This is a genomic window from Elstera sp., from assembly GCF_044372965.1.
Classification (GTDB): Bacteria; Pseudomonadota; Alphaproteobacteria; order Elsterales; family Elsteraceae; genus Elstera.
The window spans coordinates 1-13,018 of the sequence record NZ_JBILQX010000093.1 but is presented as its reverse complement, the minus strand read 5'-3'; the positions used below and the strand labels follow the sequence as shown (position 1 = coordinate 13,018).

14 protein-coding genes are annotated in these 13,018 nt (G+C 60.7%); 7 read left to right on the top strand and 7 right to left on the bottom strand.

Translation table 11 applies throughout. The annotated features are described in order from the left end of the window. Together ACIQ36_RS12400 and ACIQ36_RS12395 are read right to left on the bottom strand one after the other, a co-directional pair. A partial coding sequence (locus tag ACIQ36_RS12400; RefSeq protein ID WP_395829669.1) for a DUF445 family protein occupies positions 1-670 on the bottom strand: 670 nt, incomplete at its 3' end. Positions 671-679: 9 nt separating this feature from the next. Continuing rightward, complete coding sequence (locus ACIQ36_RS12395) at positions 680-2,152, bottom strand: AMP nucleosidase (RefSeq protein ID WP_395829671.1); 1,473 nt, start codon at positions 2,150-2,152, stop codon at positions 680-682. Between the two features lie 296 nt (positions 2,153-2,448). Between ACIQ36_RS12395 and ACIQ36_RS12390 the strand changes: the two genes are divergently transcribed. The 4 genes from ACIQ36_RS12390 (at position 2,449) to ACIQ36_RS12375 (ending at position 6,319) form a co-directional block, all read left to right on the top strand. Continuing rightward, on the top strand, positions 2,449-3,159 hold the full coding sequence (locus ACIQ36_RS12390; RefSeq protein WP_395829667.1) for a hypothetical protein: 711 nt from the start codon (positions 2,449-2,451) through the stop codon (positions 3,157-3,159). A gap of 127 nt (positions 3,160-3,286) precedes the next feature. Next, positions 3,287-3,964: a lipid-binding SYLF domain-containing protein gene (locus ACIQ36_RS12385; protein WP_395829665.1), complete on the top strand. Its 678-nt coding sequence runs from the start codon at positions 3,287-3,289 to the stop codon at positions 3,962-3,964. After that, positions 3,964-5,442 (top strand): cobyric acid synthase, encoded by a 1,479-nt coding sequence (locus ACIQ36_RS12380; RefSeq protein ID WP_395829663.1) that lies wholly within the window; start codon positions 3,964-3,966, stop codon positions 5,440-5,442. Before ACIQ36_RS12385 ends, ACIQ36_RS12380 begins: the two co-directional genes overlap by 1 nt. Before the next feature lies 1 nt (position 5,443). After that, the gene (locus ACIQ36_RS12375) at positions 5,444-6,319 is read left to right on the top strand and encodes a hypothetical protein (protein ID WP_395829661.1); all 876 of its coding nucleotides are present in this window, start codon (positions 5,444-5,446) and stop codon (positions 6,317-6,319) included. On the opposite strand, the gene ACIQ36_RS12370 is transcribed toward ACIQ36_RS12375, so the two are convergent. From ACIQ36_RS12370 to ACIQ36_RS12350, 5 genes are all read right to left on the bottom strand, one after another. Further along, entirely contained in the window at positions 6,316-6,855 is a 540-nt protein-coding gene (locus ACIQ36_RS12370) for a cytochrome b (protein ID WP_395829659.1), read from the bottom strand. The two genes, ACIQ36_RS12375 and ACIQ36_RS12370, sit on opposite strands and share 4 nt — an antisense overlap. A 71-nt stretch (positions 6,856-6,926) precedes the next feature. After that, positions 6,927-7,706 carry an ATP-binding cassette domain-containing protein gene (locus tag ACIQ36_RS12365; RefSeq protein ID WP_395829657.1) on the bottom strand — a complete coding sequence of 260 codons (780 nt, stop codon included), beginning with the start codon at positions 7,704-7,706 and terminating at the stop codon, positions 6,927-6,929. 4 nt (positions 7,707-7,710) lie between these two features. Beyond that, positions 7,711-8,547, bottom strand: a complete 837-nt coding sequence (locus tag ACIQ36_RS12360) for an ABC transporter permease subunit (RefSeq protein ID WP_395829655.1) — start codon at positions 8,545-8,547, stop codon at positions 7,711-7,713. Positions 8,548-8,554: 7 nt separating this feature from the next. Continuing rightward, positions 8,555-9,721 (bottom strand): FMNH2-dependent alkanesulfonate monooxygenase, encoded by a 1,167-nt coding sequence (gene ssuD, locus ACIQ36_RS12355; protein ID WP_395829653.1) that lies wholly within the window; start codon positions 9,719-9,721, stop codon positions 8,555-8,557. Positions 9,722-9,816: 95 nt separating this feature from the next. Further along, positions 9,817-10,794 carry an aliphatic sulfonate ABC transporter substrate-binding protein gene (locus ACIQ36_RS12350; RefSeq protein WP_395829651.1) on the bottom strand — a complete coding sequence of 326 codons (978 nt, stop codon included), beginning with the start codon at positions 10,792-10,794 and terminating at the stop codon, positions 9,817-9,819. A 498-nt stretch (positions 10,795-11,292) separates the two neighbouring features. Here ACIQ36_RS12350 and ACIQ36_RS12345 point away from each other — a divergent pair, with 498 nt between their 5' ends. From ACIQ36_RS12345 to ACIQ36_RS12335, 3 genes are all read left to right on the top strand, one after another. Next, the gene (locus ACIQ36_RS12345; RefSeq protein WP_395829649.1) at positions 11,293-11,655 is read left to right on the top strand and encodes a hypothetical protein; all 363 of its coding nucleotides are present in this window, start codon (positions 11,293-11,295) and stop codon (positions 11,653-11,655) included. Between the two features lie 450 nt (positions 11,656-12,105). After that, a complete protein-coding gene (locus ACIQ36_RS12340; protein ID WP_395829647.1) occupies positions 12,106-12,549 on the top strand; it encodes a ribbon-helix-helix domain-containing protein in 444 nt (147 codons plus the stop codon). 178 nt (positions 12,550-12,727) lie between these two features. Then, a partial coding sequence (locus ACIQ36_RS12335; RefSeq protein WP_395829645.1) for an N-acetylmuramoyl-L-alanine amidase occupies positions 12,728-13,018 on the top strand: 291 nt, incomplete at its 3' end.

Genomic DNA, 13,018 nt, shown 5'->3' with positions numbered 1-13,018 from the left:
TCGTATTGAGGCGCAAGAGCCGCGTGAGGCCCGAATCCATCTGTCCGGCCAGATAGGTCACGGCGCGCTCTTGCAGGAAGGCTTTGATGCGCGGCTCTTCGGCGGCAAGTTGGAGTAACGCCCAGTTGGCGGCCTTATCGATCAGCGGCAGATGCCCCCCGGCTTCAACAAAGCCGACAAGGCCGCGCTGGCTTAGCCCAGCGAGATCGAGCCCCGCCAGCCACCCGGCGACGGTCGCCTGAACCTGCGTTTGAACCGGCGCATCGGTCAGCGCGTCCAACGCCCCCGGCAGCGCCGACAGGGCCGCCTCGGCAATCCCCTGGTGAACCTCGGCTTGATCGAGCCAGTCGGCGAGATGGCCGGGCAGATCGGCCTCGGTCAGCTTTTGTGCGAGATCGTCGGGATCAAGAAATTTCTCGCCGACGAACTGCCCCAGCCGCGCGCCGATCCGGGCCTTATTGCGCGGCAAGAGGGCGGTATGGGGAATCGGCAGCCCCAGCGGGCGTTTGAACAGCGCTACTACGGCAAACCAATCGGCAAGCGCGCCGATGGTCGCGGCTTCGGCAGCGGCCCGCGCGGCCTGAACCCAGAAGGGCGGCGCGGGCCAAAGGCTAAGCCCGACGAAGAGGCTGGCCGAGCCGACCAAAAGCCCGGTCGCCCAGCCCTTCATCGGCAGCGCCTAACGGAAGCTCGGCTCATCGAAGCTGCGCAGTTTGCGCGAATGCAGTTTGCGCACCCCTTCGGCCCGCAAAATATCGACGGTTTCGATGCCGATTTCCAAATGCTGCGCAATCCGCTCGCGGTAGACCGCATTGGCCATGCCGCGCAGCTTGATTTCGCCGTGCAAGGGCTTGTCGGAAACGCAGAGCAGCGTTCCATAGGGCACGCGGAAGCGGAAGCCGTTGGCGGCAATAGTGGCCGATTCCATATCGACTGCAATGGCGCGCGACTGATTGAGGCGGGCGTAGATTTCCTTAAAGCGCAGTTCCCAGTTGCGGTTATCGGTGGTCAGCACCGAGCCCGTGCGCAGGCGGCTTTTGAGATCGGCCCCCTCCAGCCCGGTGATCTTGGCGACCGCCTGCTGAAGCGCTACCTGCACTTCGGCAATCGGCGGCACCGGCACGAAGGGCGGAAGATCATTATCCAGCACTTGATCGTCGCGCACATAGCCGTGGGCGAGAACGTAATCGCCGAGGAACTGGCTACGCCGCAAGCCCGCGCAATGGCCCAGCATCAACCAGCAATGCGGGCGCAGCACGGCCAAATGATCGGTGATCGTTTTTGCGTTGGACGGGCCGACACCAATGTTAATCATCGTAATCCCTAGCTTATCGGGCCGGGTGAGATGATAGGCGGGCATCTGTGGCAGGTTGGCGAGCGGCGTGCCGCTGGCGGGCAGATCGGTGAGGCGCGGGTTGGGCGTGAACACGTCGCCGGGTTCGACAAAACTATCGTAGGTCTCGCCGTTCGCCACTTCGCGCTGGGCGTAGGCGCAAAACTCATCCACATAGCGCTGATAATTGGTCAGCAGCACGAAGCGTTGAAAATGTTTCGGCGCGGTGGCGGTATAATGGCTGAGGCGGGCAATCGAGTAATCAACCCGCTCGGCAGTAAACAGCGACAGCGGGCGCGGCAGGCCATCACTCGGCAAATAAGTGCCGTTGGCGATGGTGTCATCGATCACCGCGAGATCGGGCAGCGAGAAATACTGCGTCATTTCCCGAACTTGGGTTTCGGTCACATCCGCCGTGGAGTTTTCGATCACGAACGGCAGCGGAATGGCGCGGCGGCTGGTGCCGACATAGACCGGAACGCGGTGATTTTGCAAAAGCAGCGTAATCTGCTCACGGTAGTAATCCGCCAGCAGCGCGGGCCGCGTCAGCGTGGTGCCATAAGCACCGGGATCGACCGCCGCGCCATAGGCGAAGCGCGCGTCCAGGTGCAAATCGGCGGCGGTCACGGTAATCCCGAGATAGGGATAGAGGGCGGCTTGCGGGGCCTGGGTTTCGCCTTTGGCGAGGGCATCGAAGCCCGCGCGGATGGTGTCGGCAGATCCATCGTAAATCGCCTGAATGCGCGCGAGCGCGGCATCGGCATCGGTAAAGCTTTCCAAACCGTCGGCGACGGCTGCGTGTGGAGCCCGAGGATCCATCATCGTCTTTCTCTCTCTTCGTTTCAGTGCCGTCCTATAGCATCAAATTTATGATTTGGCTAACCGGTGCATCGATTGGAGAATAGACGCCGATAAAAAGAGTGCTTTGCGCCATATCGATAAAAGCGAGTCGAAGTTTAATTGTTGCGTAATTTTTTTAGCGTAAAAAATAAAAGACCCGGAAAGTTCCCGGGATCTGCATAGTTTTGGAGGGGATGATGAGGTTGATAAAGACTTTGCTATTCGTTGGGTGTGTACTGTCTAGCCCTGTGGCGTCCGCTCAGAAATTGAACGTCGTGGGCTTTGCCGACAAGAGCCATGCTTATTTTCACGCTCTGCTCACTGAAGCACTAGCCGCTGCTGGGCAGCCGAAAGAGCTCAATGTGCGCTTTGACTTGCCGCAAGGTCGATTGATTCAGCAGTTGGAAGACGGCACGCTAGATGTTCAATTCTTCCTCAGGAACGATACTTTAGATCAGAAATTCATTCGGATTGACCAGCCCTTGACGAACGGCTTGATCGGCCAGCGCATTTTGCTTATCCGACCCGCCGATGAAAATAAGTTTTCGGCGCTCAAATCAGTCGATGATCTGCGCGCTACGGGTATGGTAGGTGGGTTCGGACAAGGTTGGTTCGACGTGAAACTATGGGGGGCCAACGGCTTGCCAACGTTTGAGCAAGACGGCGAATGGCGCGCCCTCTTTAAGATGCTCGCGTCGGGGCAGCGTAAAGTTGATTACATGGCGCGGGGCGTAACGGAAGTGCAGACTGAAGCTGCCGCCAATCCTGAACTTGCCATCGAGAAGAACTTGTTGCTCGTGTATCAGAACGACCGCTATTTCTATTTGCCGCGCAGCGAACCAGAGTTAGCCAAACCTCTTGGGGAGGGGCTTGCCCTGCTCAAGCAGAATGGGCGTCAGGCCGCGCTGATTGAGGAGCATTATGGGGCCATGCTGAAAGCCCTTAACGTTAGTGCTCGTCACAAAGTGAATCTGAAAATGCCATAAGGGCGTGCGCCGGTTCTGATTTTCAAGGACCGGCGCTTTCCCTCAAGAGAAGCGCCTTACAATCGTCTTATTGCCGGGCTAGAAAAGTGCAGCCCCTTGAAGGCGATACGTGTAAGGAGAGAGAGTGATGTTCCGCATAACTGCCCTGGCCGCGAGCCTCATGCTTGGCCTGATGATGGTCGTAAAGCCGGTGCTGGCCAACGATCAGCAGGAACTGGTGGACCGCGCTAAGATCAGCGTCGATAGCCTGCGCTCCGATGCCAACCTCGGCAAGCCAATCAATAATCTCCTAAAACGCGCCTACGGCGTGATGATTTTCCCGAACCTTTTCAAAGCCGGGTTCATTTTGGGCGGCGAAGGCGGTAACGGCGTGCTGATGGTCAAGGGGCCGGACGGCACCTGGTCGTCGCCCGCCTTCTTCGGCATGGGCTCCGGCTCGCTCGGGTTGCAAATCGGCGTGCAGCAGTCGGAAGTGATGCTCATCATCATGAACGAAGGCGGCCTGCGCAAAATTCTGAATAACTCGATGAAGCTCGGTGCCGATGCGTCGGTTGCGGTCGGGCCGGTGGGCGCGGGGGTTGAAGCCTCGACCACAGCCAATATGTCCGCCGATATTTACACCTATAGCAAAGCCTCCGGGCTGTTTGGTGGCGGCTCGCTCGAAGGCAGTGTTCTGTCGCCGCGCGAAGAGTGGAACAATGCCTATTACGGTAGCGGTTCGACCACGCGGGCGATTGTCGTGGAGCGCAAGTTTGAGAATTTTGGCTCCAATCCGCTGAAAGCCGCCCTCAACAGCAAAGAATAATGCCCTCCCGCCCGCGCCCCCCGGCTCTGATGCTGCAAGGCACCGGGTCGGACGTGGGGAAATCCTTGCTCACCGCAGGCCTAGCCCGCGCCTTTACCCGGCGCGGGCTTTCGGTGCGCCCCTTCAAGCCGCAGAATATGTCCAATAATGCCGCCGTGACCGATGACGGCGGCGAGATTGGCCGGGCGCAGGCCTTGCAGGCGCGCGCGGCGCAGGTGGCCCCGTCGGTCCATATGAACCCGGTTCTATTGAAGCCGGAAACCGACCGGCGCGCGCAGGTCGTTGTCCAAGGTAAAGCGCTGGCCGCCGCCGAAGCCGCCGATTATCAGGCGCTGAAAGCCCGACTGCTGGGCGCGGTCTTAGAGAGTTTCGCCCATCTCGAAGCCGAGGCCGATCTGGTTTTGGTCGAAGGTGCGGGCAGCCCGGCGGAAATAAACTTACGCGCCAACGACATCGCCAATATGGGCTTTGCCTGCCGCGCCGGGGTGCCGGTAGTCCTGGTCGGCGATATCGATCGGGGCGGGGTGATCGCGGCCTTAATCGGCACGCAAACCGTGCTAGAGCCTGCGGATGCCGCCCAAATCAAAGGCTTCATCGTCAATAAATTTCGCGGGGATGTGCGCCTGTTCGACGGCGGCCTGCGCGCGATTGAGGCGCGCACCGGCTGGCCCAGTTTCGGCGTAGTCCCCTGGTTCCGCGACGTTGCCTTGCTGCCCGCCGAAGACGCGGTGGTGCTGGAGCGCCCAGCGGCGGCGTCCGACCGCCCGCTCCGGATCGCCGTGCCGATGCTTTCGAGAATCGCCAATTTCGACGATCTCGACCCGTTACGCGCCGAACCGGATGTGGAGATTCTCTTTATTCCGCCGGGGCAGATCATTCCCCGCGACGTGGATGTGGTCCTGCTGCCCGGCACCAAGGCGACCCTGGCCGATCTCGCCTTCCTGCGCGCGCAGGGCTGGGATCTCGATATTCTCAGCCACCACCGCCACGGCGGCGCGGTGTTCGGCGTCTGCGGCGGCTATCAGATGCTTGGGCGCTGGGTGCATGATCCGGCAGGCGTCGAGGGCGTGCAGGGCTCTCAGCCGGGGCTTGGATTGCTGGATGTCGAAACGACACTCGCGGGCGATAAGATTCTGCGCCCGGCCCAAGGGACGACGGTCGCCGGACTTCCGGTCTCGGGCTATGAAATCCACATTGGTCGGACCGAGGGACTAGATACCGCGCGCCCGCTGCTGCTACTGCCCCACGGGCCCGATGGGGCGCAAAGCCGGGATGGCCGCGCCAGCGGCTGCTATCTGCACGGGCTTTTTACCAGCGACGCCTTTCGCGCCGATTTTCTCGCCCGCTTCCGCCCCGACCGCCGGGCTTCGGCGGGATTTGAGGCCAAGATCGAAACCGTGCTGGACGGGCTGGCCGATCACCTAGAAACTCATCTCAACCTGGATGCCCTGTGGGCGGTCGCGCAACAGCGGGGTTAGGATGGGCGCTTTCGACACGCTGGTGATGATCGACTGGAGCGCCGCCGCCGTGCCGAAAACCGGCGCGGATAGCCTGTGGATGGCGGTCTTGCGCCGGGGCGAAGCGCTGCCGCGCCTGTGGAACCCGCCGACCCGCGCCGCGCTCTATGGCGATTTGGTGACGCTGCTCACGGCGGAAGCGCAAGCCGGGCGGCGTGTGCTGGCGGGGTTCGATTTCGCTTTCGCCTATCCGCGCGGCCTCGCCCAGGCGCTTCAGCTTGATGGGCCGCCCTGGGCCGCGATCTGGGCGCTCTTGGCGCGCACCATTCAAGACGGGCCGGATAATAGCAATAACCGCTTCACCGTCGCCGCCGCCCTGAACCGGCGCATCGGTGCCCCGCCCGGCCCTTTCTGGTCCTGCCCAGCGAAAGCCGCGCGGCCTGACCTCACCATGCGGCGTCCGCCCTGGAACCCGGCCTGGGGGCTGACGGAAACGCGCCTCACCGAAAAACTCGGCAAAGCCCATTCGCCGTGGAAGCTGTTCACCACCGGCAGCGTCGGCGGGCAAAGCCTGATGGGGATTCCGTTTCTCTTCCGCCTGCGCCACGAGCCCGGCCTGGCCCCGCACTGCCGGGTTTGGCCGTTCGAGACCGGGGTTTCGGTGCCCGAGGCGCAGATCACCCTCACCGAGATTTTCCCGTCGCTGCTGCCCGTGCCCGCCGAACGGCCCGATCTGGGCGCGGCGGGCCTGGTAAAGGACGCGCGGCAAGTGGCGGGGCTCTGTACCTGGGCGGCTGAAACCGACCTCACCCCCTATTTCACGCTTCCCGGCCTTCCCGCCGCTGAGCGCGAGGCCGTGCAGCGGGAGGAAGGGTGGATTTTCGGGGTTCTGCCCTAAACACCCTCTGAGCGCGGATGGATCATGCCTTTCAGCGCGCCATCCCGTGCCAGCACATGCTTGGCCACCCCGGCGAGATGCAGGATGAGCAGTGGAATCCACAGGTGCGACAGCGGGCCGTGAATCCCCTCCAGGCTCTTATGCAGCGCGGGCATCGCCGCCACGGGGGAGGGGATCGAGATCAGCCCAACCACCAGCGCCCGCCCGCCGCTCCAGGGCAGAATAAGCCCGGTCAGCACCGCGCCGCTTATGCAGATCAGAAAGCCGACCATCACGGCTTTGGAGAGAAAATTCAGGGCGGGGTGCTGCACGCTGGTCGTCTTGAACCCGTCGCGCAGCCGCCAGAGCACGCGGGCCAGCAACGGCACCGCCAACAATGTCGCCCAGAACAGATGATTGGCGTAAATCTCCCGCCGCGCCTCGCGCGTCGCCTCCTCCAAGGCATTGCCGGTAATGAAGGAAGCGATGAGGGCGGCGGCACCGATCCAATGCAGCGCGATGGAGGTCCAACCATAGGAAGGGCGGGCGTTTGTCATTTGGGGCCTTCGGAAATAAGGGTGCCTATCTTTGATTGTAGGCATCCGGCACCGATTTTATCCCCCTCGCGCTAAATCACATACTCCGGCACGCCTGGATCATGCTTCAGCAGCAGTTTAAGAATCCGCTCTTCCAATTGCGCCAGGGCAATCGAGCCGCGCCGACGCGGGCGGGGGAGGGAGACCTCCAGATCAAGGGCGATGCCGCCGTCTTCAATCAAGATCACCCGATCCGCCAGCGCGAGGGCTTCCGAGACATCGTGGGTGACGAGCACGGCGGTAAAGCCCTGGTCGCGCCAAACCCGTTCCAGCAGCCCTTGCATTTCGATGCGGGTGAGGGCGTCGAGCGCGCCCAAAGGCTCATCCAATGCGAGGACGCGCGGGCGGCTGACGAGGGCACGGGCGAGGGCGACGCGCTGTTTTTGTCCGCCCGACAGCACCGAGGGCCAATCATGGGCGCGCGCCTCCAGCCCAACCGATTTCAGCGTATCGATGGCCCGGCCCAAAGCCCCGGCGGTGCGGCGGTTCTGGCCGAGCCCGACTTCGACATTCCGCAACACCGAGGCCCAGGGCAGCAGGCGCGGTTCTTGGAACATCAGCCGCGTGGCCGAGGCGGCTTCGGCGCTGTCTCCGCCCACGGCCACGCTGCCGCCGGTGGGCGTGTCGAGCCCGGCGATCAGGCGCAGCAGCGTGCTTTTACCGCAGCCGCTGCGTCCGATGATGGCAACGAACTGGCCAGCGGGAATATCGAGATCGAGCCCGCGCAAGACCGGCTGATCGCCGAAGTGTTTTTCGATCCCGCGCCCGACAATAGGATCGGCAACGGGGCGGGGGTTGGGGAGAGCGGTCATCGCGCTAATCCTTCTGGAAGGCGGCGTGCCAGCGCAGCGTTTTGCGCTCCAGCAACCGGGCGATACTGTCGGCGAGTTTGCCGAGCAGCGCGTAGATAACGATGGCGAGCACGACCACATCGGTCAGCATAAACTCGCGCGCGTGCATGGCGAGATACCCAAGGCCCGATTGCGCCGCGATGGTTTCGGCCACGATCAAGGTCAGCCACATCAGCCCCAGGGCATAGCGCAGCCCGACGAAAATCGACGGCAAAGCGCCCGGCAGCACGACGCGCCAAAAGAGATCCCAGGAGCGCATGCCGTAGGAACGGCCCATCTCCACCAACTGCGCATCGACCGTGCGAATGCCGTGGAAGGTATTCACATAGATCGGGAAGAAGACGGCGAGCGAGACGAGGAAGAGTTTTGCCGCCTCCTCGATGCCGAACCATAGAATCACCAGCGGAATCAGCGAGAGCGCCGGGATATTGCGGATCATCTGAATGCTGGTGTCGGTCAACCGCGCGCTGAGGCGGGAGAGGCCGTTCGCCAGCCCGAAGAGAAAGGCGAGGGAGCCGCCGAGCGCGAGGCCCGAAATCGCCCGCCCGAAGCTGACCAGCAGGTGATTCTGTAACTCGCCGGTCTTCGTCAGGCGCAAACCCGCCGCGATCACGTCCGACGGGGCGGGCAGCAGCGTCGCCGATAGGTTGCCGAGGCGGGAGGAAATCTCCCACGCCAGCAGAATGAGCGCAGGCAGCAGCCAGGGAATTAGCCCTTGCCCCAATCCGCGCAGATTGGGGAGGGCGACGCGGCGTTTCGGTGGGGCCAAGGCCAGGGGGGTCGGATCGGTGACGCTGGTCATCGCCACCTCAGGAGGCCGAGGCGCGGGCCGGAACGATGCCCGTGCCGCTGACGCCAAATTCGCCCGGTTGCGTTGCGTGGGCGCGCGCCGTGTTGGCGGTAATCCCGAGGGCGGGGAACAGCAGTTCTGCCACCTTATAAGCTTCCTCCAAGTGCGGATAGCCGGAGGCGATGATGGTTTCGATGCCGAGCGCCTGATACTCGCGCAAGCGTTCCGCCACCTGGGCGGGGGTTCCGACCAGGGCGGTGCCCGCCCCGCCCCGGACAAGGCCGATCCCGGCCCAAAGGTTCGGCGCAATCGTTAGCGCCGCGCGCGAGCCGCCCTTATGCAGCGCGCTCATGCGCTTCTGGCCAATGGAATCCGATTCCTCGGCAAATTTCTTTTGCGCGGCGTCGATGGCGGCTTGGGGGATTTTGCTAATAAGCGCATCGGCGGCGGCCCAGGCTTCCTCTTCTGTCTCGCGGACGATGAGATGAAGGCGCAAGCCGAAGCGGATTTTGCGGCGGCGCGCGTCGGCCTTCGCCCGCACGGCCTCCAGCTTTTCCTTCACCTGCGCCAGCGGCTCGCCCCAGGTGAGGTAAACGTCGGCGTGATCGGCGGCGACTTCCTGGCCCGGCTCGGACGAGCCGCCAAACCAGACCGGCGGCGGGTTTTGGATTGGCAGGAAATCAAGCTTCGCGCCGCGCACCTTCAAGTGCTTGCCCTCGAAATCGACCGTGCCGCCCGCGAGCAGGCGATTGTAAACCGTCAAAAACTCGGCGGTGTGATCGTAGCGTTCGTCATGGGGTAGGAAGATACCGTCGCCCGCAAGCTCAGTCGCATTCCCGCCGGTGACGATGTTAACGATGTAGCGCCCGTTGCTGATGCGGTCCAAGGCCGCTGCCTGCCGCGCCGCCAGCGTGGGGGAGAGAATGCCGGGGCGCAAGGCCACGAGATATTTCAGCCGCTGGGTATGGCTCGCCAAAGCTGCGGCGGTGATGAACGGATCATCGCAAGATTTGCCGGTCGGGATCAGCACACCGCCGAAGCCCAAGCGGTCGGCGGCCTGGGCGATCTGCTTCAGATAGTCAAAATCCGCCGGGCGGTGGCCGTCGAGCGTGCCGAGGTAGGTTCCGTCGCCGCTGACGGGGATGAACCAGAAGATATCGAGGGGCTTCAGGGGAGTAATGCTCATGATCGACACTTTCTGTAAAAAAAGGGGGCGCGCGGGCGCTCTCGCAAACGGGCGCAGCCCGCGCGCTCTACCGGGACGCTGCCAGCCGGGAAGGGTCAGCTTGCGGGCGTCCAGGTCCAAACGATGTCCTTCACACGGATCGGCTTCGGGATCAGGTTCAGGCGATGGAAGCGGTCGGCGATGCGCTGTTGCTCGGCCACCACTGCCGGGGAAACGGGCGATACGGTGAACTCGGTGCGGGCGACGGCACGGCGCTGGGATGCGAGATCGACGCCGGTGATGTCGGCGAGGGCAACCGCAACCGCCTCCTGGTCCTGGCTCGCCCATTTGGCGGTATCGGCCAAAACGCCATTAATCGCGCTGACGATTTCAGGGTATTTCGCCGTGAAATCCTTATTCGCCAGGAAGAAGGAGTTTTGCGTCACGATGCCCTTGGCGAGCGACAGGATGCGCGTGTTTTTTGATTTCTCCGCAATGGCGAAATAGGGGTCCCAGATCGTCCAGGCGTCGATGGAGCCGCGCGCAAAAGCCGCCGCCGCATCGGCGGGCGGCAGGTAAATCGGCTCGATGTCCTGATAGGTCAGGCCGCCCTTCTCCAGCGCCGCGATGGTAAGATTATGGGCGGAGGAGGCTTTGGCAAAACCGACCTTCTTACCCTTCAAATCGGCGAGCGTTTTGATGGGGGAGTTTTCAGCCACCAAAATTGCCGCGCCCGATCCGGCGGCTTCCTGCGCCGAGACGTAGAGCAGGTTCGCCCCGGCGGCCTGGGCGAAAATCGGTGGCGCGTCGCCGGTGGTGCCGAAATCGACACTGCCGAGCCCAAGGGCTTCCAGCAGTGGCGGGCCGAAGGAGAATTCGGCCCATTTCACTTGAATGCCGAGCGGGTTGAGGCGCGCTTCCAGCGATTTCCGCTGCTTGGCGAGAATCAGCAATCCGCTCTTCTGATAACCGATGCGCACCTCTTTCGGGGTGGCATCTTGGGCGTGGGCGGGAAGAGAGAGGGCGAGCGCCGAGGCCGACAGGGCAAACAGCCCCGCCAGCACGGGCCGCCGCGCAAAATGCGTGCGGGCCATGGAGAGAATCCTTTTTTGGAAAGGGATACACCGCCGAATTTCGGAGGTGTGGTCACAATAAACTCAGGGGAAGGGGGAGAGAGGCCCCAATGTGAGGGGCCGCAGAGGCGTTACGCCCGACAACCCTGGCAACAGCAACAGGCCCCGGCGTTCACGGCCGGAGTCGGTTGCACTGCAAAGCGTTGGGCGTTTGTCACCTGGATATCCTCGGTCAAGCCTAGAGGGGCGATCGGGGGCTTAAAGAACATTTACTATGCGTTGGTTAAGCGCATGCCCAAAGTGTGGATGGGATTTTTAATCCAGTCAATCCATAAAATTTATAGACTATAGGAGAGGGTAAGCTCCACGCTGCCTGAAAGCCTTAACAGGTTAAAAATACTAAAATTAGCTTCCGGTTGAATGCGCTTTTTTGATGAGTAGAAAAAATAGGAACCTATTTATAAATCAACCAGAATGCGTTATAGAAGGAAACCATCATAATAACCTTGTGAGGATGTCATGCGTTTTGTCTCTGTTGCCATCGCGGCTACTTTCTTGCTGAGCGCAAATATTGCTCAGGCGCAATCTAAGCAAGATTTTCGGCTGACCAATAAGACTGGTTACACCATTGATAAGGTCTTTGTCGCGCCCTCGAAAAGCAATGATTGGGAGGAAGATATTCTTGGGCAGGACGTTCTCAAGAATGGGGCATGGGTAAATATTACCTTTCCGAAAAAAAACCAAGTCTGTTCTTACGACGTAAAAGTCGTATACGATGATAATACGCCGGCCGAATGGTATAATTTTAACTTGTGCGAAATTTCGAAAATCTCAATTTTTTACAGTCACTCCGAAGATAAAACCTGGGCTGAATACGAGTAGTAAGGTGATGGCGAGGGAAACCTCGCCATCTATTTTTGGGCTACTTTATCGAAACTGTATAAGTACGAATTTATTAATGTGACTGAATTGTCACGCGATATGTAATAAAATCTTGAAGAGAGAGAATGCAAATGGCGTTTACAACCAAATGCTATAACCAAAACCGCGCACCTATTGTGCTAAAATTCTTCTGTTAACACTATAAGGTGTGGCACGTAAAAGAACCCATGGGCATGTGCTTGGAGTGGAATTGCGAGTAGAAAGCTTATTAGCTTCAATTGATGTAAATTATCTTGTTTTCCTTGAGTTTTATGGGGAGTTACGGCAGTGTACCGCACACAATGAGGTGCGGGCTTTTCTTTGCCCTGGCTCAAGGCACCCTGCCGGAACAGAGTGCTTTAGAATGAAGCGATCTTGTTTTGGAACAAATGACAATAGGAACCTAGGATAGTGACCACCAGTGATAGTGATGAAGGCGCCCGTCATCGCCGGACTGTAATTGTGTCGGGGCGACGGACAAGTATCAGCGTCGAAGTGGCCATTTGGGATGCGCTGACCGATGTGTGTAAACGCGAAGAATGTACTCTCTCCAATTTGCTAACGCTGGTCGATCAGCGACGGTTGGGGGCAAGTCTCGCGTCGGCCATTCGGGTTTTTTCGATTTTTTACTTTCGCGCTCTTGCCGGCTTAGGTTCTGCCATGCCGCACGTCGCATCAGGATTGGCTGAGGCCCCCGCGCCGTTCGAAATTCCCGCGGCAGGCTTTCATGCGGTCGCTCCCCCGGTGGCGGGCGGTATCCCTCTATTGGATCCTGTGCTGGAGGCATTTGAAGCCAACCGCCGCGCCCGCCTGCAAGCGCTGGCCGATGGCGATGCTGCCGATACCGACCGTTAAGATCCAGCTCAACTTGCAAGGTTAAGACCGGACCGCAATCCCCTGTAGCGCCTCATAAAATCACAAAGCTCCCGCTTTGTTCCGATTGACGTCACGGCCAGTATGACTTAGAAAAGTCAGTAGGTTGTATCGGAGTCTTGCTGTTTTAACGCAGCAATGAAGGCCAGGGGTAGATGTCATGACGCTGGACCGGCGGCAGTTTTTGAAGCAAGCAATCCTCATCGGCGGATCGGCGTTGATGGCCGAGGATGCGTTCGCTCAGGCCGCGCAGCAGTTGATCACGAAAGCGTCGGCGGGCAAGTCCGCTGCAAAACCGCCGGTTGTTCCGAAAAAAATCGTCGCGATCGACGCCGGCCACGGCGGCAAAGATCCCGGTGCTATTGGGGCGCAGGGCACTTACGAAAAGCTCATTACGTTCGCCGTGGCGCGGGAATTAGCCCGGCAGCTTGAGGCAACGGGGCGGTATACG

Bases quoted from the DNA above. Each gene is read 5' to 3' on its own strand.
- ACIQ36_RS12395 (WP_395829671.1), bottom strand. From the start codon at position 2,152: ATGGATCCTCGGGCTCCACACGCAGCCGTCGCCGACGGTTTGGAAAGC.
- ACIQ36_RS12375 (WP_395829661.1), top strand. From the start codon at position 5,444: ATGGGCGCTTTCGACACGCTGGTGATGATCGACTGGAGCGCCGCCGCC.
- ACIQ36_RS12350 (WP_395829651.1), bottom strand. From the start codon at position 10,794: ATGGCCCGCACGCATTTTGCGCGGCGGCCCGTGCTGGCGGGGCTGTTT.
- ACIQ36_RS12385 (WP_395829665.1), top strand. From the start codon at position 3,287: ATGTTCCGCATAACTGCCCTGGCCGCGAGCCTCATGCTTGGCCTGATG.
- ACIQ36_RS12365 (WP_395829657.1), bottom strand. From the start codon at position 7,706: ATGACCGCTCTCCCCAACCCCCGCCCCGTTGCCGATCCTATTGTCGGG.
- ssuD (WP_395829653.1), bottom strand. From the start codon at position 9,721: ATGAGCATTACTCCCCTGAAGCCCCTCGATATCTTCTGGTTCATCCCC.
- ACIQ36_RS12360 (WP_395829655.1), bottom strand. From the start codon at position 8,547: ATGACCAGCGTCACCGATCCGACCCCCCTGGCCTTGGCCCCACCGAAA.
- ACIQ36_RS12380 (WP_395829663.1), top strand. From the start codon at position 3,964: ATGCCCTCCCGCCCGCGCCCCCCGGCTCTGATGCTGCAAGGCACCGGG.
- ACIQ36_RS12345 (WP_395829649.1), top strand. From the start codon at position 11,293: ATGCGTTTTGTCTCTGTTGCCATCGCGGCTACTTTCTTGCTGAGCGCA.
- ACIQ36_RS12370 (WP_395829659.1), bottom strand. From the start codon at position 6,855: ATGACAAACGCCCGCCCTTCCTATGGTTGGACCTCCATCGCGCTGCAT.